The sequence below is a fragment of the Pseudomonas sp. 05N433 genome, from assembly GCF_056396925.1.
In genome coordinates this window covers 21,255-43,703 of the sequence record NZ_JBFTML010000018.1, presented here as the reverse complement: position 1 = coordinate 43,703, position 22,449 = coordinate 21,255, and the positions used below count along the sequence as shown (strand labels likewise).

At 59.3% G+C, this 22,449-nt stretch carries 19 protein-coding genes; 12 read left to right on the top strand and 7 right to left on the bottom strand.

Translation table 11 applies throughout. From position 1 onward, the window contains the following. Positions 1 to 12 precede the first annotated feature (12 nt). The gene (gene cysS, locus AC1DIS_RS12215) at positions 13 to 1,395 is read left to right on the top strand and encodes a cysteine--tRNA ligase (protein WP_111454075.1); all 1,383 of its coding nucleotides are present in this window, start codon (positions 13 to 15) and stop codon (positions 1,393 to 1,395) included. Positions 1,396 to 1,473: 78 nt separating this feature from the next. On the opposite strand, the gene AC1DIS_RS12210 is transcribed toward cysS, so the two are convergent. Next, positions 1,474 to 3,354: a sigma-54-dependent Fis family transcriptional regulator gene (locus AC1DIS_RS12210; protein WP_086944997.1), complete on the bottom strand. Its 1,881-nt coding sequence runs from the start codon at positions 3,352 to 3,354 to the stop codon at positions 1,474 to 1,476. A 280-nt stretch (positions 3,355 to 3,634) separates the two neighbouring features. Here AC1DIS_RS12210 and AC1DIS_RS12205 point away from each other — a divergent pair, with 280 nt between their 5' ends. The 6 genes from AC1DIS_RS12205 to AC1DIS_RS12180 are packed head-to-tail and all read left to right on the top strand — an operon-like array spanning position 3,635 to position 9,571. After that, positions 3,635 to 4,729 (top strand): ABC transporter ATP-binding protein, encoded by a 1,095-nt coding sequence (locus AC1DIS_RS12205; RefSeq protein WP_018925486.1) that lies wholly within the window; start codon positions 3,635 to 3,637, stop codon positions 4,727 to 4,729. Next, positions 4,729 to 5,826, top strand: coding sequence for an ABC transporter ATP-binding protein (locus AC1DIS_RS12200; protein WP_111454073.1), 1,098 nt, complete (start codon positions 4,729 to 4,731; stop codon positions 5,824 to 5,826). The genes AC1DIS_RS12205 and AC1DIS_RS12200 overlap by 1 nt, the downstream gene beginning before the upstream one ends. Beyond that, positions 5,823 to 6,689 carry a carbohydrate ABC transporter permease gene (locus tag AC1DIS_RS12195; protein WP_477780895.1) on the top strand — a complete coding sequence of 289 codons (867 nt, stop codon included), beginning with the start codon at positions 5,823 to 5,825 and terminating at the stop codon, positions 6,687 to 6,689. Before AC1DIS_RS12200 ends, AC1DIS_RS12195 begins: the two co-directional genes overlap by 4 nt. 8 nt (positions 6,690 to 6,697) lie before the next feature. Then, positions 6,698 to 7,498: a carbohydrate ABC transporter permease gene (locus AC1DIS_RS12190; RefSeq protein ID WP_018925489.1), complete on the top strand. Its 801-nt coding sequence runs from the start codon at positions 6,698 to 6,700 to the stop codon at positions 7,496 to 7,498. A 10-nt stretch (positions 7,499 to 7,508) separates the two neighbouring features. Further along, on the top strand, positions 7,509 to 7,781 hold the full coding sequence (locus AC1DIS_RS12185) for a DUF2160 domain-containing protein (protein ID WP_026345728.1): 273 nt from the start codon (positions 7,509 to 7,511) through the stop codon (positions 7,779 to 7,781). Positions 7,782 to 7,828: 47 nt separating this feature from the next. Beyond that, on the top strand, positions 7,829 to 9,571 hold the full coding sequence (locus tag AC1DIS_RS12180; protein WP_064618814.1) for an ABC transporter substrate-binding protein: 1,743 nt from the start codon (positions 7,829 to 7,831) through the stop codon (positions 9,569 to 9,571). Positions 9,572 to 9,614: 43 nt separating this feature from the next. On the opposite strand, the gene AC1DIS_RS12175 is transcribed toward AC1DIS_RS12180, so the two are convergent. The 6 genes from AC1DIS_RS12175 to AC1DIS_RS12150 form a co-directional block, all read right to left on the bottom strand. Beyond that, positions 9,615 to 10,493, bottom strand: a complete 879-nt coding sequence (locus tag AC1DIS_RS12175; RefSeq protein WP_477743710.1) for an alpha/beta fold hydrolase — start codon at positions 10,491 to 10,493, stop codon at positions 9,615 to 9,617. Further along, positions 10,493 to 11,452, bottom strand: a complete 960-nt coding sequence (locus AC1DIS_RS12170) for a class I SAM-dependent methyltransferase (protein WP_111454070.1) — start codon at positions 11,450 to 11,452, stop codon at positions 10,493 to 10,495. Before AC1DIS_RS12170 ends, AC1DIS_RS12175 begins: the two co-directional genes overlap by 1 nt. Beyond that, complete coding sequence (locus AC1DIS_RS12165; RefSeq protein ID WP_477743709.1) at positions 11,449 to 12,681, bottom strand: YcaO-like family protein; 1,233 nt, start codon at positions 12,679 to 12,681, stop codon at positions 11,449 to 11,451. The genes AC1DIS_RS12170 and AC1DIS_RS12165 overlap by 4 nt, the downstream gene beginning before the upstream one ends. Before the next feature lie 43 nt (positions 12,682 to 12,724). Then, positions 12,725 to 12,853, bottom strand: coding sequence for a hypothetical protein (locus tag AC1DIS_RS12160; RefSeq protein WP_256597110.1), 129 nt, complete (start codon positions 12,851 to 12,853; stop codon positions 12,725 to 12,727). 376 nt (positions 12,854 to 13,229) lie between these two features. After that, the gene (locus AC1DIS_RS12155) at positions 13,230 to 14,630 is read right to left on the bottom strand and encodes a heavy metal sensor histidine kinase (RefSeq protein ID WP_086944992.1); all 1,401 of its coding nucleotides are present in this window, start codon (positions 14,628 to 14,630) and stop codon (positions 13,230 to 13,232) included. After that, on the bottom strand, positions 14,627 to 15,301 hold the full coding sequence (locus tag AC1DIS_RS12150) for a heavy metal response regulator transcription factor (RefSeq protein ID WP_007940896.1): 675 nt from the start codon (positions 15,299 to 15,301) through the stop codon (positions 14,627 to 14,629). Before AC1DIS_RS12150 ends, AC1DIS_RS12155 begins: the two co-directional genes overlap by 4 nt. 467 nt (positions 15,302 to 15,768) lie before the next feature. On the opposite strand from AC1DIS_RS12150, the gene AC1DIS_RS12145 reads away from it, so the two are divergent. The 5 genes from AC1DIS_RS12145 to AC1DIS_RS12125 all read left to right on the top strand — a co-directional run bounded on the left by AC1DIS_RS12145 (position 15,769) and on the right by AC1DIS_RS12125 (position 22,313). Further along, positions 15,769 to 17,028 carry a TolC family protein gene (locus AC1DIS_RS12145; RefSeq protein ID WP_477743708.1) on the top strand — a complete coding sequence of 420 codons (1,260 nt, stop codon included), beginning with the start codon at positions 15,769 to 15,771 and terminating at the stop codon, positions 17,026 to 17,028. Positions 17,029 to 17,077: 49 nt separating this feature from the next. Further along, entirely contained in the window at positions 17,078 to 18,271 is a 1,194-nt protein-coding gene (locus AC1DIS_RS12140) for an efflux RND transporter periplasmic adaptor subunit (RefSeq protein ID WP_477743707.1), read from the top strand. Positions 18,272 to 18,311: 40 nt separating this feature from the next. Continuing rightward, positions 18,312 to 21,464 carry a CusA/CzcA family heavy metal efflux RND transporter gene (locus AC1DIS_RS12135; protein ID WP_477780894.1) on the top strand — a complete coding sequence of 1,051 codons (3,153 nt, stop codon included), beginning with the start codon at positions 18,312 to 18,314 and terminating at the stop codon, positions 21,462 to 21,464. A gap of 236 nt (positions 21,465 to 21,700) precedes the next feature. Then, entirely contained in the window at positions 21,701 to 21,901 is a 201-nt protein-coding gene (locus AC1DIS_RS12130; protein WP_413695366.1) for a co-regulatory protein PtrA N-terminal domain-containing protein, read from the top strand. A gap of 79 nt (positions 21,902 to 21,980) precedes the next feature. Continuing rightward, a complete protein-coding gene (locus tag AC1DIS_RS12125; protein WP_086945151.1) occupies positions 21,981 to 22,313 on the top strand; it encodes a DUF2790 domain-containing protein in 333 nt (110 codons plus the stop codon). Positions 22,314 to 22,449 lie beyond the last annotated feature (136 nt).

The window sequence follows — 22,449 nt, the reverse complement described above, 5'->3', positions numbered from 1 at the left end:
TAAGGAACCGTCGTGCTTACGATCTACAACACGCTCACCAAGAGCAAAGAAGTCTTCAAGCCGCTGGATGGCAACAAGGTGCGCATGTACGTCTGCGGGATGACCGTGTACGACTACTGCCACCTGGGCCATGGCCGCAGCATGGTCGCGTTCGACCTGGTGACCCGCTGGTTGCGGTTCAGCGGTTACGACCTGACCTACGTGCGCAACATCACCGATATCGACGACAAGATCATCAATCGGGCCAACGAGAACGGCGAGTCGTTCGAGGCCTTGACCGAGCGCATGATCGCAGCGATGCACGAAGATGAAGCGCGCCTGAACATCAAAAAACCGGACATGGAGCCGCGTGCCACGGATCACATCCCGGGCATGCACGCGATGATCCAGACCCTGATCGACAAGGGTTACGCCTACGCACCGGGCAATGGCGACGTGTACTACCGCGTCGCCAAGTTCATGGGCTACGGCAAGCTGTCGCGCAAGAAGATCGAAGACCTGCGCATCGGCGCACGAATCGAAGTCGACGAGTCGAAACAGGACCCGCTGGACTTCGTGCTGTGGAAAGGCGCCAAGCCAGGCGAGCCGAGCTGGCCATCGCCGTGGGGCGACGGTCGTCCGGGCTGGCACATCGAGTGCTCGGTGATGTCCACCTGCTGCCTGGGCGAGACCTTCGATATTCATGGCGGCGGCAGCGACCTCGAGTTCCCGCACCACGAAAACGAAATCGCCCAGAGCGAAGCGGCCACCGGCAAGACCTACGCCAACGCGTGGATGCATTGCGGCATGATTCGCATCAATGGCGAGAAGATGTCCAAGTCCTTGAACAACTTCTTCACCATTCGCGACGTGCTCGAAAAGTACCACCCGGAAGTCGTGCGTTACCTGCTGGTGTCGAGCCACTACCGCAGCGCGATCAACTATTCGGAAGACAACCTCAAGGACGCCAAGGGCGCCCTCGAGCGTTTCTACCATGCGTTGAAAGGCCTGCCGAAAGTGGCACCTGCTGGCGGCGAAGCCTTCGTCGAGCGTTTCACCCAGGTGATGAACGACGACTTCGGCACGCCGGAAGCCTGTGCGGTGCTGTTCGAGATGGTCCGCGAGATCAACCGTCTGCGCGAGAGCGATCTGGATGCGGCGGCCGGTCTGGCGGCACGCTTGAAGGAACTGGCCAGCGTGCTGGGTGTATTGCAGCTTGAAGCCGATGACTTCCTGCAGGCCGGTGCCGAAGGGCGGGTCGACGCGGCTGAAGTCGATGCACTGATCCAGGCGCGCCTGACTGCCCGTGCCAACAAAGACTGGGCCGAATCCGACCGCATCCGCGACCAGCTCACCGCCATGGGCGTGGTGCTGGAAGACGGCAAGGGCGGCACGACCTGGCGTCTGGCTGACTGATCGCTGCGTTTGCTACAAACAAAACCCGACTTGTGCGGGTTTTTGTTTGTTTGGTTGAAGATCAAAAGATCGCAGCCTTCAATCCCCCAATTGGCGCAACCGCTTGTAAAGGGTATTGCGACTAACCCCTAACCGCCGCGCCAAGTGCGAAATATTTCCCCCAGCCGCCTGCAATTGCCGATTCAATGCCTCGGCATCATTCAAATCAACGGCTATCGGCTCCGGCGTATCCACCGGCTCCATCTCCAGATCGACAAAAAAATCATCCGGCAAATGTTCCGGCCGTACGGGTTGCTCTTCGGCCATGGCCAACGCCACCTGCATCACGCTGCTGACCTGACGCAAATTCCCCGGCCACGGATGGCGGCTGAACAGTTCCAGCACCTCGGGGCTCAACCCGGCCCACTGCGACGGTTCACGGTGTTGCTCCCACAAGCGCTTGAACAACGCCTGCTTGTCGCTGCGCTCCCTGATCGGTGGCAGTTCCAGGGTCAAACCGCCGATGCGGTAATACAAATCCTCACGAAACCGCCCCAACTGCACCTGCTCGCGCAACAAGCGGTTGGTCGCCGAGATGATCCGGATGTCCACCGGGAACAACTCGCTGCTGCCCACCGGTTGTACGCAACGTTCCTGCAATACCCGCAGCAGCCGGGCCTGGGTCGGTAGCGGCATGTCGCCGATTTCATCGAGGAACAGGGTGCCTTTGTCGGCCTTGCGGATCAGCCCGATGCTGCCTTTCTGGTTGGCGCCGGTGAACGCGCCTTTCTCGTAGCCAAACAGCTCGGACTCCACCAGTTCGGCGGGGATCGCTGCACAGTTGACGGCAATGAACGGTTGTTTGCTGCGTGAGCTGGCGTGGTGCAGGGCTTTGACGAAGACTTCCTTGCCGACCCCGGTTTCCCCGTGGATCAACAATGGAATGTCCTTCTCCAGCAAACGTTCGGCCTGGCGCACGGCTTTTTCCACGCGGCTGTCGCCAAAGTGCAGGGTGTTGAGGCTGATCGCGGCGGGCGCTGCCAGGGTGGGCTCAGTGCACTTTATTTCAGGGCTTTTCGTTTCAGTGCTCTTTTTTTCTGCAAACAGCCGCGCCTGAATCGACGCCTGTTTCGGTCGTTTCAGCACGCACTGGAAACGGTTGTTTCCTGAGGCTTGCAGGGAAAACGGCAGGCCGTCCGGCTGATTCAGCAGTTCCATCAACGAGACTTTGAACAGGCTTTCGACGCTGACCCGCGACAGGCTGATGCCCAGCAGATTGTCGGCCCGGCGGTTGGCCGACAGTACCTGACCGGTTTCATCGAAGATCAGCATCCCGGCCCATTGGCTGTCGAGGTTGTTCAACCCGGTGTTGAAGGTCAGTTGGAAATGCTGGCCGTGGAACAGGTTGAGGATCAGCCGGTTCTCCACGGTCTGGCTCATCATCTTGACCATGCCCAGGGTGTGGGAGGGCGGCAGGTAGCTGTCGCTGGACACATCCAGCACCGCGATCACCTTGCGCTCGGCATCGAAAATCGGCGCGGCGGAACCGGTCATGAAGCGGTTGGCCTTGAGGAAATGTTCATCGTGCTCGATGTGCACGGCCTGCTCGCAGGCCAGCGCGGTGCCGATCGCATTGGTCCCGCTGCAATGCTCCATCCAGCTGGCGCCGACGCTGAAACCGCGGGTCAGGCTCGGCTCGATGAAACGCTGGGTACCCCACGACGTCAGCACCTGGCCGTGATTGTCGGCGAGCATGATCAGGCAATTGGAGTTGCTGAGGATGTTTTCGTAATACGGCAGGACTTCCTGATGGGTGGTTTGCACCAGCGAATGCTGACTTTCCAGCAAGTGGGCGATGCCGTCTGCCGGTAGCTGATCGAACGCTGGCGCGCTCTGATGATCGAGCCCGAACGCGCGGCAGCGGGACCAGGAGTCCTGGATGATGGCGTCGTGGGAGCGCTTTGAGACAGGTACGGCCATGGCGGTCGATCTCTGGGCAAGCTTTTATTGTTTTTATGGGTTTTGCATCACGTGAGGGCCACGCAAAAAACATCCGTAGAGTGTTGTTCACATTTGTTCATTGTCAATCGTTGAATTGTTCAGTTGTTCATTCGTGGTTGTTCATTTCTGTTCATCAACGAATCCGATTTTTATCTTGTTTGATGGGATTTCCAGCCAAATCAAACGCTTGAGATTTTTGGCACGGATGTCGCTATGTAGCTCCGGTCGCTTGACTCAAAAAATAAAAAAAGGCCGAGCCATGTCACTAATCCTGGAACATGTCAGCCGCACCATCGAAGGCCAGACCTGGATCGACGATGCGTGCCTTAATTTCGAACCCGGATCGTTCAACGTTTTGCTCGGTCGCACGCTGTCCGGCAAAACCAGCCTCATGCGCCTGATGGCCGGTCTGGACAAGCCCGACAGCGGCCGCATCCTGATGAACGGCGTCGACGTCACCCAGCGCCCGGTGCGTTTGCGCAATGTGTCGATGGTCTATCAGCAGTTCATCAATTACCCGACCATGACGGTGTTCGAGAACATCGCCTCGCCGCTGCGTCAGGGTGGCGTTGCCAATGAGTTGATCCAGAGCAAGGTGCTGGAAACCGCGAAGATGCTGCGCATCGAGAAGTTTCTCCAGCGCCATCCACTGGAGCTCTCCGGCGGCCAGCAACAGCGCACGGCCATGGCCCGGGCGCTGGTCAAGGACGCTGAGCTGATTCTGTTCGACGAGCCGCTGGTCAACCTCGACTACAAGCTGCGCGAAGAGCTGCGCCAGGAAATGCGCGAGCTGTTCAAGGCGCGCAATACCATCGCGATTTACGCCACCACCGAACCCAACGAAGCCCTGGCGCTGGGCGGCACCACGACGATTCTTCACGAAGGCCGGGTGATTCAGAGCGGCAAGTCCTCCGAGGTCTATCACCAGCCGCAAACCGTGCTGGCGGCGGAGTTGTTCTCCGAGCCACCGATCAACCTGATGCCGGGGCGCATTGCCGGCAACGAAGTGAGTTTCGCCAATTTCGTGCACTTCCCGTTGAACGTCGATCTGCGTCCGGTGGGCGAGGGCGAGTTCCGTTTCGGCGTGCGTCCCAGCCATATCTCGCTGGTGCCGAGCAACGACGACGATCTGGAACTGGCGGTGACCGTCGAGGTGGCCGAGATCAGCGGTTCGGAAACCTTCCTGCACGTGCGCAACGAGTATTTCCTGTTGGTGCTGCACTTGCCGGGGGTGCACGAATACGACGTCGATGCGCCGATTCGCATCTATATCCCGACTCATAAACTGTTTGTGTTCGATATGCAGGGGCGGCTGGTCCAGGCGCCCGGTCGCCGTATTGCGAGGGTTGCCTGATGGCCGAAATCCGTTTGCAGAGCCTTGCCCACAGCTACACCCGCACACCAGCCGGCCCTGAGGATTACGCGATCCGCGAGATGGACCACGTCTGGGAGCAGGGCGGCGCCTATGCGCTGCTCGGGCCATCGGGGTGCGGCAAGTCGACCTTGCTCAACATCATTTCCGGGTTGCTCAGCCCGTCCCAGGGCCAGGTGATGTTCGACAGCAAAGTGGTCAACGAACTGACCCCGGAAAAGCGCAACATCGCCCAGGTTTTCCAGTTTCCGGTGGTCTACGACACCATGACGGTGTTCGACAACCTGGCTTTCCCGCTGCGCAATCAGGGCATGGTCGAAGCGAAGATTTTCAGCAAGGTGCATGAAATCGCCGAAGTCCTCGACCTTCAGGCGTTGCTGCACAAGAAGGCGCGTAACCTCACCGCCGATGAAAAGCAGAAAGTCTCCATGGGCCGTGGGCTGGTGCGCGATGACGTGTCGGCGATCCTCTTCGATGAACCGCTGACGGTGATCGACCCGCACCTGAAGTGGAAGCTGCGGCGCAAGCTCAAGCAGATCCACGAGCAGTTCAACATCACCATGGTCTACGTCACCCACGATCAGCTCGAAGCCTCGACCTTCGCCGACAAGATCGCGGTGATGTACGGCGGGCAGATCGTGCAGTTCGGTACGCCACGGGAATTGTTCGAACGGCCGAGCCACACCTTTGTCGGCTATTTCATCGGCAGCCCGGGGATGAACCTGATCGACGTCCAGCCGCAGGCCGGCGGTGTCGGTTTTGCCGGGACTCACTTGCCGTTGTCCCACGCGATGCAGCAACGGATCGCCGACAGCGAATGGAAAACCCTGAAGGTCGGCATCCGTCCGGAGTTCGTCCATGTGTGGGAGGAAGCCTTTGATGACGCGTTGCGGGCTAAGGTCGTACACGTCGAGGACCTGGGCACCTACAAAATCATGACCCTGAACCTCGACGGCGTGCTGCTGAAAGTACGCCTGGCCGAAGACAAACCGGTGCCCGAGGGCACGGCGTACATCAGTTTCCCGGGGCAATGGCTGATGGTCTACGCCGATGATTACTTGCTGGAGGTGCTGCCATGAACAAGGTGCAGAACAACAAGGCCTGGTGGCTGGTGCTGCCGGTGTTCCTGCTGGTGGCGTTCAGTGCGGTGATCCCGATGRTGACCGTGGTCAACTATTCGGTGCAGGACATCTTCGACCAGTCCAGCCGCTATTTCGTCGGCGCCGATTGGTACAAGCAGGTGTTGCTCGACCCAAGGCTGCATGACTCGCTGCTGCGCCAGTTCATCTATTCCGCCTGCGTGTTGTTGATTGAAATTCCGTTGGGCATCGCCATCGCCCTGACCATGCCGATCAAGGGCCGCTGGTCGTCGCTGGTGCTGATTATCCTGGCGATTCCGCTGCTGATCCCGTGGAACGTGGTCGGCACCATCTGGCAGATTTTCGGCCGGGCCGACATCGGCTTGCTTGGGTCCAGCCTCAACGGCATGGGCATCAGCTACAACTATGCGGCCAACACCATGGACGCCTGGGTCACGGTGTTGGTGATGGACGTGTGGCACTGGACGTCGCTGGTGGCGTTGTTGTGTTTCTCCGGTCTGCGGGCGATTCCGGATGTGTATTACCAGGCGGCGCGGATCGATCGGGCGTCGGCCTGGGCGGTGTTCCGGCACATCCAGTTGCCCAAGCTCAAGAGCGTGCTGCTGATCGCGGTGATGCTGCGGTTCATGGACAGTTTCATGATCTACACCGAACCGTTCGTGCTGACCGGTGGTGGTCCGGGCAATGCCACGACCTTCCTGAGTCAGACCTTGACCCAGATGGCCGTAGGGCAATTCGACCTCGGCCCGGCGGCGGCTTTCTCGCTGGTGTACTTCCTGATCATCCTGTTGGTGTCGTGGCTGTTCTACACCGCCATGACTCACTCTGACGCCAATCGGTGAGGCCTGCCATGAGCAAGAGAAAGCTGATTCCGCTGCTGGTCTACATCCTGTTCCTGCTGGTGCCGATCTACTGGCTGCTGAACATGTCCTTCAAGAGCAACACCGAAATCCTCGGCGGCCTGACGCTGTTTCCCCAGGATTTCACTTTCGCCAACTACAAGGTGATCTTCACCGACCCGAGCTGGTACACCGGCTACCTCAACTCGGCGTACTACGTCAGCATGAATACGATTATTTCCCTGACCGTGGCGTTGCCGGCGGCGTATGCGTTTTCGCGTTATCGCTTCCTCGGTGACAAGCACCTGTTCTTCTGGCTGCTGACCAACCGCATGGCACCGCCGGCGGTGTTCCTGTTGCCGTTCTTCCAGCTGTATTCCTCGATCGGCTTGTTCGACACGCACATCGCGGTGGCGTTGGCTCACTGTCTGTTTAACGTGCCGCTGGCGGTGTGGATTCTTGAGGGCTTCATGTCTGGCGTTCCCAAGGAAATCGACGAAACCGCCTACATCGATGGCTACAGCTTTCCCAAGTTCTTCGTGAAGATTTTCGTTCCGCTGATCGGCTCCGGGATCGGTGTCACGGCGTTTTTCTGCTTCATGTTTTCCTGGGTCGAATTGTTGCTGGCGCGAACCCTGACGTCGGTGAACGCCAAACCCATCGCCGCGGTGATGACCCGCACGGTCTCGGCGTCCGGCATCGACTGGGGCGTGCTGGCAGCGGCGGGGGTGTTGACCATCCTGCCGGGCATGCTGGTGATCTGGTTTGTTCGCAACCACGTGGCCAAGGGCTTTGCCCTGGGCCGGGTATGAGGAACTGATGATGGAATGGATGAGTTGGACCAGCCCGACGGCGGCGTTCTTCGGCGTCATAGCCTTGATCCTGGTGGGCATGACGACTTGGGAGTTGCGTTCGCCAAGCATTCTTCGAAAAGGTTTTCTGCCGATTACCACCACCCGTGGCGATCGGCTGTTTATCGGTCTTCTCGGCAGCGCCTACCTGCATTTGCTGGTAATCGGCGTCACCGACTGGAGCATCTGGATAGCGTTCGCGTTGTCCCTGGTGTGGCTGTTGGCTGTGATGCGTTGGGGCTAGTCGAATCGCTCGGCAATGTTGCTCCGAAACCCATAAAGGAGGTCTCTATGTTCGACAAAAACAATAAGCTGCGACATAGCATTTCACTGGCAGCCATGCTGGCACTCAGCGGATTGAGCGCATCGGCCTGGGCTGATGCCTACGAAGACGCTGCGAAAAAGTGGATCGGCGGCGAATTCAAACCGTCCACCTTGACGGCCGATCAGCAACTCGCGGAATTGAAGTGGTTCATCAAGGCGGCCGAGCCGTTTCGCGGGATGGACATCAAGGTTGTCTCGGAAACCCTGACCACCCATGAATACGAGTCCAAGGTGCTGGCCAAGGCCTTCACCGAGATCACCGGGATCAAAGTCACCCACGACTTGCTGCAAGAAGGCGATGTGGTGGAAAAGCTGCAGACCGTGATGCAGTCGGACAAGAGCATCTATGACGGCTGGGTCAACGACTCCGACCTGATCGGTACGCACTTTCGCTATGGCAAGACCGAGTCGATCACCGACCTGATGGCCAACGAAGGCAAGAACTTCACCTCGCCGACCCTCGACATCAAGGACTTCATCGGCATTTCCTTCACCACCGCGCCGGACGGCAAGATCTATCAGCTGCCCGACCAGCAGTTCGCCAACYTGTATTGGTTCCGCGCCGACTGGTTTGATCGGGCGGACCTGAAAGCAAAATTCAAGGAAAAGTACGGCTACGAATTGGGCGTGCCAGTGAACTGGTCGGCCTATGAAGACATCGCCAAATTCTTCAGCGAAGACGTCAAGGAAATCGACGGCAAACGCATCTACGGGCACATGGACTACGGCAAGAAGGATCCATCCCTGGGCTGGCGCTTCACCGATGCCTGGTTCTCCATGGCCGGCGGCGGCGACAAGGGGCTGCCCAACGGCTTGCCGGTGGACGAGTGGGGCATCCGTGTCGAGGACTGCCATCCGGTCGGTTCCAGCGTGACCCGTGGCGGCGATACCAACGGCCCGGCGGCGGTGTTCGCGACGCAGAAATATGTCGACTGGATGAAGGCCTATGCGCCGCCGGAAGCAGCGGGCATGACCTTTTCCGAGTCTGGCCCGGTACCGTCTCAGGGCAACATTGCCCAACAGATCTTCTGGTACTCCGCCTTTACCGCCGACATGACCAAACCGGGCCTGCCGGTGGTGAACGCCGACGGTACGCCGAAGTGGCGCATGGCGCCGTCGCCGAGAGGGCCGTACTGGGAAGAGGGCATGAAGCTTGGGTATCAGGACGTGGGTTCCTGGACATTCATGAAGTCCACGCCTGAGAAACAGAAACTCGCGGCCTGGCTGTACGCGCAGTTCGTGACCTCGAAAACCGTGTCGCTGAAGAAAACCATCGTCGGCCTGACACCGATCCGCGAGTCGGACATCAACTCTCAAGCCATGACCGACCTGGCGCCGAAGCTCGGTGGCCTGGTCGAGTTCTATCGTAGCCCGGCGCGGGTGCAATGGACCCCGACCGGCACCAACGTGCCGGACTATCCGCGTCTGGCACAGTTGTGGTGGAGCCACATCGCCGAAGCCGCCAGCGGCGAGAAAACCCCGCAACAGGCGCTCGATGGTCTGGCCAAGGATCAGGACGCGATCATGACCCGTCTGGAACGCTCCAAGGCCCAGGCCACTTGCGCGCCGAAAATGAACCCGGAACGCGACGCGCAATACTGGTTCGACCAACCGGGCGCACCGAAGCCGAAACTGGCTAACGAGAAGCCCAAGGGTGAAACCGTGAGCTATGCCGAACTGCTGAAATCGTGGGAGGTGGCGCGTAAGTAACAGATCGGCCTGCGACGTCGAACGGCACCTTCGGGTGCCGTTTCTATTTATGCCCACTTTCTCGTTTCAGCGACTGGCGTACGGTTCTCATTACCGCGAGGTCGAAGGCGTTGTGCCCGGCGTGGAGCAGACGACAACGGATGTTCTGGCGCTGGCGAAGCCAACGTACGCTGGACATGCCGAAGGTGTCTTTGATGCCTTGTATCACCAGGGTATCGGCATCGACCCGGAGACGCTCGTCCGCCCGTGTGAAGAAATAGTGATTAACGTGGTAATGCAACTCCAGGCAGATGGCGCGCACCGCTTCTTCATCAACGAAGTCTTCGAGTGCGTGCGGGCACATCGATTGCCCGTTCAATTGCAAAATAGCCTGCAGCCAGTGGATGGCAGCCTGACGCTTTTGCACCTCGCAACCATTGCTCAGTAGCTGGTAGATACCCCGCGCACTGGCGTCGTGGGAGCCAATGGCGAATTGAGATAAACCTTCGCTCAAGGTTTTATCGTAGGCGCTTACGTTCGCAACAAATGGTATGAACACCGAGACCAACGTGGTTTTCAGAATGGCGTCGGGATAGCGCTGCTGGTATTGGATGGCCAACCAGCTTCCCCATGAAATGCCCAGCAAACTGATTTTTTCGAAACCAAAATGCCGACGCAGGGCATCGATGTCTTCAACGGACAGCCCAGTGCTGTTGTGCTGGAGCTCGCCGAGGGGAAGGGAGCGCCCGCAGCCTCGCTGGTCGAACAAAATGATATCGAAACATCGCAGATCGAAGAACTCAAGATGATGGAGGGCGCTACGACCACCCGGCCCGCCATGCAGGAAAAATATCGGTTCGCTGCCGGGGGTGCCGTGCCGCTCCCAATAGAGATGGTGGCCGTCACGAGTCGGGTAGTAGCCATTGATCGGGGAGACCACCATCAGATGGGAACCTTCAGCCTGTAGAACTGGAACAGCTCCGTGTGCCCGGGGCGGGCCGCTACACTGGAAATCACCTGCAGTTTCAGGATCTGGGCCATGTAGGGAACGGAAATCAGTACCGGCGTATGGCCGAAAACGATAATCGTGCCTCCCGGATTCACGCACGGTGCCATATCGTGCAATGTCTGCTGCGCATCGGCGCGAGTCATGACTTCGGCATTGAGGAAACGCAGTATCAGCACATCACATTTGATGCCGGCAGAGGCAATGTTTCGGGCATCGGCCAGATAAAATTCGGCAGATGAGGTGCCATGACGATTTTTTGCATGTTCGATCATCGACGCCGAACGATCGGAGCCCAGGCAATGTCGGTCGGGGAGTTCGCGGGCCAGGTGCGCAATGAATTCCCCAGTCGAGCACGCCGGATCATGGATCACCGCGCCGGGACTCGATATCGTCTTGAGTAACGTTGCGCAATGCTGGCGAAAGTGGCTTTCGTCGGCATCCAGTTGCTTGGCGAGCGATTCATTGCACTGCCAGTATTCGGGCGGGCAAACAAACTCCAGGCCCGTGTCATCAGTGACAGGAAGCGGGAAACACACCTCGCTGTCCGGTTTAGTCTGCGCAACGTGGAAAGCCGTTTCCTTTTCTTGTCGGGTAACTCCTCGAAAATAGATCTCTGCACCTTCATTGCCCCAATGCCACTCAGCGAGCGGTCCGAGCAACATCCAGGGCCTGAGCAGGCTGTTGATATGCCAGCCGTCAGTGTCAGTGTGTTGCAGGACTTTTCGGCCCACCCAGTCGCAGCCATTCACGCGCAGAACGAAGAGCTGATGGAGCCCCGGCCCCAAGGGCTCGATGTAACGATCGAGTTTGCCAGGGGATGCCACATGACGGACGAAGGATTGAGCCAAGCGCTGTTCTCGATGGAGGGCAGTCGTTGCCGATCGAGCGTTCATGCCGGCGCTCCATGTCGCCTTTCCAAGCGCCGTCCCCGCGCCTGCGGGATAACCACGTTGCCGCTGGAGACTACGAAAAATCGCTCCAGCCCCGGAATGACGACATTGACCAGCGTGGTGCCGAGGGCGGTCTGGTGAAGCGGTGCAATGCCCAGCGTGCGCCCATACCGATGCAGGTCTTCGGCCAGCAAGCTGATTTGCTCGGCCAATGGTCGTTCATCACGAGCATCGGGCAAGACTACCGTTTGTTGCTCGCACAGGTTCAACAGCGGATGCAGATCGAATCGCAGGCAGCGCAACAGGCGAGGAAAGGCCGTCAGATGCCGCTGAGCGTTGCTCAGATAGTCTCTCAGTTCAGGCTCCGAGGACCAAAGATGTAACTGAACCAGTTCGGTAAGTGCTCGCCATGCGCCATGCCTGGCATCGATCGAGCAACCGGTGCCGAAGACTCGCGGGTGAGTGCATGGCGCGGCTGAAAAGGCCAGAAAGGTTCGCGGCAGGAATTCGGTGCTGATGTCGACAAGGACGATCTCGGCACCGATCTCCGCTTCGGCGTCCAGCCACAGCCGACCCAGCTCGTCGTGATCGGACATGCGTGCGACGCGGCGCAGGGGCGCGTGGTTTTCGTAGTAAAAATGCTCCAGCAAGAACAACGAAACCGCATCGCGCTCAATACATTCATTGGCAGCATGCAAAACCGCCTCGTTGTAAGTTGCGCCAATAGCGGTTCCGCTATTACTGGCATAACGTTGCAGTGCGCCATAGTTGGTTGTGTCTTGTATCGGTGTTCGTCGTGAATAACCGGGTGTGCATAAAGCGACCGGGTATGTAAATGAAGTGTGCTTTAGAACATTCGTATACTGTCGGCAGGCTGTTATGGCATTGGGTTGTTCGGCGATAAGTGCCAGGGCAGTGTCGTCAGTAAATAGTGATGTGTCGGAAAAATAGCGCGGGGCTACATAGTGAATGTCGGATGTATCCAAGTGGTCACTTAAATAGTGTTCCAGCATTTCGTAAAGTGCACCGACACGGGCGTGGCGCGGGTAGCCTTTACCTGATCCCCTGGCGGTGTGGTGCTGATCGCTGGAGCTGGCAGAGGCATGGACCGCGACAATCTGCTGACCCAGTGTGCGGGTGTCGACACGCAGGCCCAAGCCATCAAGTTCAGCGTGAATCCGCTGTTCAGCTTGCTCCAGGGTGAGTTCTCGTTCGGCTAGTGTGAAACCCATTGTTCGCTCCCTCGAGAAACGGGGGGCGCCGGCCCCCCGTTTTTTATACGGCTTCCAGTTCGGACTGTTCAGCCTCAGTCAGTTGCAGTTCTTCAACCTGCTCTGGCGTAGGCGCTTCCTGTTGTTCAAGGTCGATCACTTTGTTGGCGTTCCAGTTACCCATATAACCCATGATTAAACTCTCTTTTTGTTAGACATTGGATGTGCTGTATCGAGCACGGAGCAAATGTATAAGGCAGGTATTGGCTCGGTCAAAAATGACAGGAAGTTTCAAAAACCATATTCAAGGGGTGTTGAAATACGTACACATCAATTGTCGGCTTGACGATTTTTTTCGTGACGCATCGGCGGGTGTTGAATGGGACGGTATTGCGGGACATACCCGCCCCAACGATTTCGACGCATGCACTTGTCGGAAATTTCAGCTGCATGGAGGTGCGAAATCGTGATGACTGACTTTTGTGGCTCTTCAGGGTTCTTCGCGCGACGATTTTTCCTATCGCGTATGAAGGCGTTTCAGAAAAAATGCAGGTTGAATGACTGGGCATCTATTCATCGGGGGTGGGAAATCCCAATCGAAACACCGTCAACGTCCCAGGCGAGCTTTTAACCTGTGCCACCCCCTGATGCAGGCTCATGATCGAGCGCACGATGGCCAGGCCCAGTCCGGTGCTGCCTTGTGAGCGGGAGCGGCTGCTGTCGACCCGGTAAAAGCGGTCGAACAGGTGCGGCAGATGCTGCGCTTCGATGCCCGCGCCGGGGTTGCTGACTTCCAGTGCAACCTGTGTCGCCTCTTGCTCAATGTGCAGCGAAACCGTTTGCCCGGCCGGACAGTGGCGCAGGGCGTTGGACAGCAGGTTCGAGATCGCCCGTTGAATCATCAGCCGGTCGCCCAGCACGCGCGCGCTGCCGGTCACGCTCAGGCTGATGCGCTTGTCTTGCGCCGACAAGGAAAACAGGTCGGCCACTTTTTCGACTTCTTCTTCCAGGGCGACCGACTCGAAAGATGTGAGCGCTGCGGGGTTACTGGCCTGCGCCAGAAACAGCATGTCCGAGACAATCCGCGCAACACGCTCCAGCTCTTCGGTGCAGGACACCAAGACGTTTTTGTACGCCTCGGCCGTGCGTTCCCGGGACAGCGTCACCTGTGCCTTGCCCATCAGATTGTTGATCGGCGTGCGCAGTTCATGGGCCAGGTCATCGGAGAACTGCGACAACTGCTGCACACCATTGTCGAGGCGATCCAGCATGACGTTGATCCCCTGGGCCAGCTCACTGAGTTCCTGGGGCATGTCGAGCACCGACAGCCGATGGCCGAGGTCTTGCGTCGAGACCATCGCCGCCACTTTGCGAAACTCGCGCAACGGCATCAGCCCCCGCTGTACGGCGGCCCAGGCACTGAGGCCGATGAAGATCAGCAGCAACGGCAAAGCAATCAGCGTCGAGCGCAGATAGGCGCTGAGCAACGCCTGATTGTGGGCATCGTCCATCGACAGCAGCACCGGGACGCGGGTGCCGTCCTTGATGCGGACCAACCGAGAAGCGGTCAGGTAGCGCTTGCCTTGATCGTCGGTGCCGTCGGAGAACGCCAGTGGTTCGTCGGCAGCCAGTACTGCCTTGCGTTCAAGGCGCGGGTCGGCCATGCCGGAGCCGGATTTCAACAGCGGCGTGCGCAAGTTACTGCGGTCATAAATCGTCAGGGTGAGGTTGTCATGGCCCATGACCTGATCGAGCAGAATGTGCGGCGCCGAACGAATTTCTGCGGCATCGGCGTACAGCGACAGGCTGTGTTCCACCTGTTCCACCTTCTGGGCCAGGCTGTTTCTGGATAACGCGTTCAACTCATGGGTCAGGGCAAAGTAGGCAAGGATCGCCAGGAACACCACCAGTAGCGCGCCGAGAATACTCACCGTCAGGCCCAGGCGCATCGACAGGCTGGCCGGCTTCATTCCCGCGCCTCCAGCACATAGCCGACACCGCGCAGGGTGTGGATCAGTTTGCTGTCGAACGGGTCGTCGATCTTCGCCCGCAAACGCCGGATCGACACTTCGACCACGTTGGTGTCGCAGTCGAAATTCATGTCCCACACCAGCGAAATGATCTGGGTGCGGGTCAGTACTTCCCCGGACTGGCGCATCAGCAGATGCAGCAGGGCGAACTCCTTGGTGGTCAGGTCGATGCGCTGCTCGCCGCGAAAGGCGCGATGACGGCCCGGATCAAGTTCCAGGTCGGCGACTTTGAGCACCTGCGGCACCGGGATGTTTTCGCTGCGGCGCATCAGCGTGCGCACCCGCGCCAGCAATTCCGGAAACTCGAATGGCTTGACCAGATAATCGTCGGCACCCAGATCCAGACCACGAATCTTGTCGGCCAGACGCCCGCGCGCGGTGAGCATCATCACCCGGGTGGAATGGGTGCGACGCAATTGCTCCAGCACGCCCCAGCCATCGAGTTCCGGCAGGTTCACATCCAGGATCACCAGGTCATATGCCTGCTGTTGCGCCAGATGCAGTCCATCGGCGCCAGTGGCCGCGTGGTCAACGATATAACCACTTTCCGTCAGTCCCTGATGCAAGTATTCGGCAGCTTTAAGCTCGTCCTCGACGACAAGGATTCGCATGATCTATCACCACTTTTATTTAATGGATATTTAATTAAGGTGGCCAGGAAAGTTGTTGTTTTTGTAGGGGCTTCCGGACGGATTTGAATAACGACTAGAGATTGTGAGTTGCTGGTTTCCTACGGCGGTTTCCCTGTGTGATGGCGTGCAAGGTAAAGGCTGTAGTGGCTACAGGGTCAACTGAAATGCTGGGTCTTGAGCCCTTAATAGGGTCGTCTGCGACAGCCTGTCGCAGCAGGCAAGCCCGAATGCCCATGCGCCACATTCAGGCAAGTGCTGTTTGGCAGATAACTACCGTGTATTTGTTTCCATGTATTGCTATGTCGCCTTTCGCACTTCGCATCCTAGATCAAAACAACTTCCATAAACCGTGGATGACGGATTTGTAATGTTCCAGTCACCTTGCCGATAAGTTCAAAACCCTACCGTGGCGGCATCAAAGATTCTTGAATAAAGGAAGTCTTCCATTGCCCGGTTTAAAAGAACGGACGGCGCGAGCACGCCTGAAAAAAACAGCGAGGACAGTGACGGCCAGCGTTGTGTGGCTGGCCGGCACGGGGCTTGTGCATGCATCCACCCTGACCCTCGATCAAGCCCTGCAAACGGCATTTGCCGGTAACCCGGATCTGGCGGCTGCGCAGTGGGAAATCGGCATCGCCGAGGGTGAGCGCAAACAGGCCGGTCTGATCCCCAACCCCGAAGTGTCGTGGGAGGCCGAAGACACCCGGCGCGATTCGCGAACCACCACGGTGATGCTCAGCCAACCGATCGAACTGGGCGGCAAACGTAGTGCACGGATCGACGTCGCCAGCCGCGCGCAGGACGCCGCCGGGATCGAGTGGGAGCGCAAGCGCAATGCCTTGCGCGCCGATGTGATTCAGGCGTTCAACAGCGCCCGGACCGCGCAACAACGCTTGCAGTTGTCCCGCCAGTCGCTGCAACTGGCCGAACACGGTTTGCGCATCGCCCAAGGACGCATCGAGGCCGGCAAATCATCGCCAGTCGAAGGCACCCGGGCGCACGTGCAACTCTCCGAAGTGCGCCTGGAACTGAGCCGCGCCGAACGCGATCGGGCCAACGCCTACCAGCAATTGGCGCAGGTCATGGGCGCACCGTGGCCAACCTCGACCACCGTGCAAGCGGCCGCGCAAAGCATGCCCACCGTGCCATCGGCAAGTCGATTGCTGGAGCGCCTGAACGAGACCGCCGAGCTGCGTCTGGCCAAATTGCAGATCGATCAGCGCGAAGCCTCATTGGGTCTGGAAAAGTCGCAACGCATTCCCGATCTGACCGTGAGCATTGGCAGTCAATACAGCGCAACCGAGCGCGAGCGGGTCAACGTGGTCGGGCTGTCGCTGCCGATTCCGCTGTTCAACCGCAATCAGGGCAACGTGCTGGCGGCAGCCCGGCGCAGCGATCAGGCGCGGGACCTGCGCAACGCCACCGAGCTGCGTTTGCGCACGGAAATCCAGACCACCCTTGAGCAATGGCAGACCGCCAATGGCGAAGTCGAAGCGTTCAACCAGACCATCCTGCCCGCCGCGCAAAGTGCGGTCGACAGCGCCACACGCGGTTTCGAAATGGGCAAGTTCGGCTTCCTCGATGTGCTCGACGCCCAGCGCACCCTGATCAGCGCACGCAGCCAATACATCCAGGCCGTCAGCGAGGCGACGGACGCGCGAGTACGCATCGAACGCATCTTCGGCGACCTCACCGTCAGCCCTTGAATTTCATCTTTCAAATCACTGCGCGATGGTATGGCGCAGAGGAGTTTCCATGGAAAAAAAACTGATCGTGGTGGCTGCGGCGACGTTGGCGCTGGGCATTGGTATTGGCTCGATGTGGCCGGGAAATGCGTCCATCGACGCTCACGCCGATGAAGCGGCGGAACACGCCGGTCACGCTGAAGAAGGCACAGCAGCCAACGGTGAACATACAGAAGAAGGGCACCTGGAGCTGAGCACCGAACAGATCGCAGCGGCGGGCATTCAACTGGCCGAAGCGCGGGCGCAGAACATCAGCCTCGGCTTGCCGTTCCCCGGCGAAGTGCGCTTTGACGAGGACCGTACCGCGCACGTGGTGCCTCGGGTGCCCGGGGTGGTCGAGTCGGTATCGGTCAATCTTGGGCAGCCGGTGAAGAAGGGCCAGTTGCTGGCGGTGATCGCCAGTCAGCAGATCTCTGATCAGCGCAGCGAACAGGCTGCCGCGCAGCGGCGCCTGACCTTGGCGCGCACCACCTACGAACGCGAGAAAAAACTGTGGCAGGACAAGATCTCCGCCGAGCAGGATTTCCTTCAGGCACGCCAGGCATTGGAAGAAGCCGAAATTGCCCTGACCAATGCCCGGCAAAAAATCAGCGTGCTCAGCGGCAGCGTGGTCGCCACCGGCGGCAATCGCTATGAACTGCGTGCGCCGTTCGACGGTGTGGTGGTGGAAAAACACCTGACGCCGGGGGAGGTGGTCGATGAAACCTCGGCGGCTTTTACCCTCTCCGACCTGTCGCGGGTGTGGGTGACGTTCGGCGTTTCGCCCAAGGAGCTGACCAAGGTACAAGTGGGCAAACCGGTCACCGTCAGCGCCCCGGAACTCAACGCTGAAGTCGCCGGCACCGTGGCCTACGTCGGCAGTTTGCTCGGTGAACAGACCCGCACTGCAACGGTCCGCGTGGCCCTGGAAAATCCGCAAGGCTCGTGGCGCCCCGGCCTGTTCGTCACCGCGCTGGTGGCGACCGACAGTCGCCAAGCCAGGGTCGCCGTACCTGAAACCGCGATCCAGACCGTCGAGGACAAACCCACGGTGTTCGTGCGCACCGATGACGGCTTCAAGGCGCAAGCGGTGGAGCTGGGCAGTCGCGCGGCCGGTCTGGTGGAAGTCACCCAAGGTCTGGAACCGGGCGTGCAAGTCGCCAGTGCCGGCAGCTTCGTCCTCAAATCGGAATTGGGCAAAGCCTCGGCCGAGCACTCTCATTGAAGGCTCCCACTGATCCGTCAACCTCGACCGGAAGGTTCTCATGTTCGAACGCCTGATCCAGTTTGCCATCGAGCAGCGCATCATCGTGCTGCTCGCCGTTCTCCTCATGGCCGGCCTCGGCATCGCCAGTTACCAAAAACTGCCGATCGACGCCGTGCCCGACATCACCAACGTCCAGGTGCAAATCAACACCGGCGCGGCCGGGTTCTCGCCGCTGGAAACCGAGCAGCGCATCACCTTCCCGATTGAAACCGCCATGGCCGGTTTGCCGGCGCTGGAGCAGACCCGTTCGCTGTCGCGTTCGGGGCTGTCGCAGGTCACGGTGATCTTCAAGGACGGCACCGATCTGTTCTTTGCCCGGCAATTGGTCAACGAGCGCTTGCAGATCGCCAGGGAGCAATTGCCCGAGGGCGCGGAAGCGCTGATGGGGCCGATTTCCACCGGGCTCGGGGAGATTTTCCTGTGGACGGTGGAGGCGCAGGACGGTGCGCTGAAGGACGACGGCACCGCCTACACGCCAACCGATTTGCGGGTGATTCAGGACTGGATCATCAAGCCGCAATTGCGCAACGTGCCCGGTGTGGCCGAGATCAACACCATCGGCGGATTCGCCAAGGAATACCAGATCGCCCCCGACCCGAAGCGGCTGGCGGCTTACAAATTGACCCTCACCGATCTGGTCACGGCGCTGGAGCGCAACAACGCCAACGTCGGCGCCGGTTACATCGAGCGCAGCGGCGAGCAGCTGCTGATTCGCGCGCCCGGGCAAGTGGCGAGCACTGACGACATCGCCAATATCGTGATGGCCAATGTCGACGGGACGCCGATCCGGATCAAGAATGTCGCGACCGTGGACATCGGCCGCGAACTGCGCACCGGTGCCGCCACCGAAAACGGTCGCGAAGTGGTGCTGGGCACGGTGTTCATGCTGATCGGCGAAAACAGCCGAACGGTCTCCCAGGCAGTGGCGACCAGGCTTGAACAGATCAATCGTTCCCTGCCCAAAGGCGTGATCGCGGTGCCGGTGTATGACCGCACGCACCTGGTGGACAAGGCCATCGCCACGGTGAAAAAGAACCTGGTGGAAGGGGCGATTCTGGTCATCGCGATTCTGTTCCTGTTCCTGGGCAACATCCGCGCGGCGTTGATCACCGCGATGGTCATTCCGCTGTCGATGCTGTTCACCTTCACCGGCATGTTCACCAACAAAGTCAGTGCCAACCTGATGAGCCTCGGCGCCCTCGACTTCGGCATCATCGTCGACGGCGCGGTGGTGATCGTCGAAAACACCCTGCGACGGCTGGCCCATGCGCAGCAGCATCACGGGCGTTTGCTGAGCCGTTCCGAGCGTTTCCACGAAGTATTCGCGGCGGCCAAAGAAGCGCGGCGGCCGCTGATTTTCGGCCAGTTGATCATCATGGTCGTGTACCTGCCGATCTTCGCCCTGAGCGGTGTCGAAGGGAAAATGTTCCACCCGATGGCCTTCACCGTGGTCATCGCGCTGTTGGGCGCCATGCTGTTGTCGGTGACCTTTGTGCCGGCGGCCATCGCGTTGTTTGTCACCGGCAAGGTCAAGGAAGAAGAGGGCGTGGTCATGCGCGGCGCGCGTCGCGTTTATGCGCCGGCGCTGGCGTGGGTGATGTCCCATCGCGCCATGGCGGTTGGGGCGGCGCTGGCTGTGATTGTGCTCAGCGGCGTGCTCACCAGCCGCATGGGCAGCGAGTTTGTGCCGAGCCTCAGTGAGGGCGATTTTGCCCTGCAAGCCTTGCGCGTGCCGGGCACCAGCCTCACGCAATCGGTGGATATGCAGCAGCGTCTGGAGACCTTGATTCTCAACAAGGTGCCCGAAGTCGAGCGTGTGTTCGCCCGTACCGGCACCGCCGAAATCGCCTCCGACCCGATGCCGCCGAACATCTCCGACAGCTACGTGATGCTCAAGCCGAAGGCGCAGTGGCCGGATCCGGGCAAGTCCCGCGAGACCCTGATGGCCGAACTGCAACAAGCCGCCGCGACGCTGCCGGGCAGCAACTATGAACTGTCGCAGCCGATCCAGTTGCGCTTCAACGAACTGATCTCCGGCGTGCGCAGCGATGTGGCGGTCAAGGTGTTCGGGGATGACATGGACGTGCTCAACGCTACGGCGGCGAAGGTCGCTGCCGCCATGCAGAAGGTCAACGGCGCGTCCGAGGTCAAGGTCGAGCAAACCACTGGCCTGCCGGTGCTGACCATCAACATCGACCGCGACAAGGCGGCGCGTTACGGGCTCAACGTCGGTGACGTGCAAGACACCATTGCGGTGGCGGTCGGCGGGCGTCAGGCCGGGACACTGTATGAAGGCGATCGGCGTTTCGACATGGTGGTGCGCCTTTCCGATGCCATGCGCAAGGACATCGAAGGTTTGTCGGCGCTGCTGATTCCGGTGCCGGCGCCTTTGAATGGCGCGGCCGATCAGATTGGCTTCATCGCCCTCAAGGACGTCGCCAGCCTTGATCTGGTGCTCGGGCCGAATCAGGTCAGCCGCGAAAACGGCAAGCGGCTGGTGATCGTCAGCGCCAACGTGCGTGGGCGCGATATTGGCTCCTTCGTTAAAGAGACCGGTGAGGTGATTGAGCGCGATGTGCAGGTTCCGGCGGGTTACTGGACCGGCTGGGGCGGGCAGTTCGAGCAGTTGCAGTCGGCGGCCAAACGCTTGCAGATCGTGGTGCCGGTGGCCTTGCTGTTGGTGTTCGGGCTGCTGTTCATGATGTTCAACAACCTCAAGGATGGCTTGCTGGTGTTCACCGGGATTCCGTTTGCGTTGACCGGGGGCGTCATGGCCTTGTGGGTGCGGGATATTCCGCTGTCGATCTCGGCGGGCGTTGGTTTCATTGCGCTATCGGGGGTGGCGGTGCTCAACGGTCTGGTGATGATCGCGTTTATCCGCAATTTGCGGGAGGAGGGGCGTTCGCTCGCTGATGCAATCAATGAGGGTGYGCTCACGCGTCTGCGCCCGGTGTTGATGACGGCGCTGGTGGCGTCCCTGGGCTTCATTCCCATGGCTTTGGCGACCGGCACGGGTGCGGAGGTGCAGCGACCGTTGGCGACGGTGGTGATCGGCGGGATTCTGTCTTCGACCATCCTGACGCTGCTGATTTTGCCGGCGCTGTATCAGCTCGCGCACCGAGGTGAAGAGGAGAGGAGTCCCACCTCATAAGCCAATGTTTCAGGCATACCACTATCTGTGGCGAGGGAGCTTGCTCCCGCTGGACTGCGTAGCAGGCCCCTTCTTTTTTTGTGAAGGAGGGGCCGCTTCGCGACCCAGCGGGAGCAAGCTCCCTCGCCACAGGTGCCTTTCAGGTTACATAACGGATATGTAATTTGCGCGCCACCGTCACGAAAGGTTCGGATTGTTACCTTGATCCCGTTAGTTAATTAAACGAGGAATCAAGCATGAAACTTGTACAACTGAGTGCGTTCGCAGCGGCGTTGGTGATGTCTTCTGTTGTTTTGGCTGAAGGTGGCGGCGACAGAGTCTTTGAGAAAATGATGGCGGCCAATGACCGTTCGGTGGAGGCGTTTGTCGCCAAGGAACAGGCGCGTAACCCCGTCGTGTTGAATGAAAAAAAGGACGACAAGACCAAAGACTTGTAAGCGTGTCGCACCTGAACTAGCCCGTCATCGAAGGCCGATGGTGGGCTTTTTTTTGAGCCTGGATTTGAAGGTACTGGATATGAAAGTTTTTAAGTTGATGGCGTTCGTCGGTGTGATGGCGATGTCGTTGAATGCGCTGGCAGAAGGCGGCGGTGACAGGACGTTTGAGAGGGCGTTCAGTGCCAACGCCCAAGCCATGCAGCAATACGCGGCCAACCAGGGCAAACCTGCGCCGGTGGTGAAAGATTACGAATACGGGATGAAGTTGGATGTGGTCAAAGTGGTGAGCGTTGTGCGACCGCAAGTTGCCTGCTCCGTGGTGCCGACTGCCATGACCTATGAAGATTCAAAGGGCCAACTCAATACCATCAAATACACCGTGGCAGGCGATTGCCGCCGACAGGGCGGGTGAGGGCACAGAGGGCCTCCAACCTACGTTGAGTATTTCAATTCGGGATGTTTAACAGATATGGCGAAGGTAGGGAGGCTTCCCACAATGTTTTCAGGTTGTCCGTCGGACGTCCGCTCTCTAGCCTGTGTTTGTCGCT

Excerpts from the sequence above, each read along its gene's own strand:
- AC1DIS_RS12210 (WP_086944997.1), bottom strand. The coding sequence starts at position 3,354 with ATGGCCGTACCTGTCTCAAAGCGCTCCCACGACGCCATCATCCAGGAC.
- AC1DIS_RS12205 (WP_018925486.1), top strand. The coding sequence starts at position 3,635 with ATGTCACTAATCCTGGAACATGTCAGCCGCACCATCGAAGGCCAGACC.
- AC1DIS_RS12200 (WP_111454073.1), top strand. The coding sequence starts at position 4,729 with ATGGCCGAAATCCGTTTGCAGAGCCTTGCCCACAGCTACACCCGCACA.
- AC1DIS_RS12190 (WP_018925489.1), top strand. The coding sequence starts at position 6,698 with ATGAGCAAGAGAAAGCTGATTCCGCTGCTGGTCTACATCCTGTTCCTG.
- AC1DIS_RS12185 (WP_026345728.1), top strand. The coding sequence starts at position 7,509 with ATGGAATGGATGAGTTGGACCAGCCCGACGGCGGCGTTCTTCGGCGTC.
- AC1DIS_RS12175 (WP_477743710.1), bottom strand. The coding sequence starts at position 10,493 with ATGGTGGTCTCCCCGATCAATGGCTACTACCCGACTCGTGACGGCCAC.
- AC1DIS_RS12170 (WP_111454070.1), bottom strand. The coding sequence starts at position 11,452 with ATGAACGCTCGATCGGCAACGACTGCCCTCCATCGAGAACAGCGCTTG.
- AC1DIS_RS12165 (WP_477743709.1), bottom strand. The coding sequence starts at position 12,681 with ATGGGTTTCACACTAGCCGAACGAGAACTCACCCTGGAGCAAGCTGAA.
- AC1DIS_RS12160 (WP_256597110.1), bottom strand. The coding sequence starts at position 12,853 with ATGGGTTATATGGGTAACTGGAACGCCAACAAAGTGATCGACCTTGAA.
- AC1DIS_RS12155 (WP_086944992.1), bottom strand. The coding sequence starts at position 14,630 with ATGAAGCCGGCCAGCCTGTCGATGCGCCTGGGCCTGACGGTGAGTATT.
- AC1DIS_RS12150 (WP_007940896.1), bottom strand. The coding sequence starts at position 15,301 with ATGCGAATCCTTGTCGTCGAGGACGAGCTTAAAGCTGCCGAATACTTG.
- AC1DIS_RS12140 (WP_477743707.1), top strand. The coding sequence starts at position 17,078 with ATGGAAAAAAAACTGATCGTGGTGGCTGCGGCGACGTTGGCGCTGGGC.
- AC1DIS_RS12130 (WP_413695366.1), top strand. The coding sequence starts at position 21,701 with ATGAAACTTGTACAACTGAGTGCGTTCGCAGCGGCGTTGGTGATGTCT.
- AC1DIS_RS12125 (WP_086945151.1), top strand. The coding sequence starts at position 21,981 with ATGAAAGTTTTTAAGTTGATGGCGTTCGTCGGTGTGATGGCGATGTCG.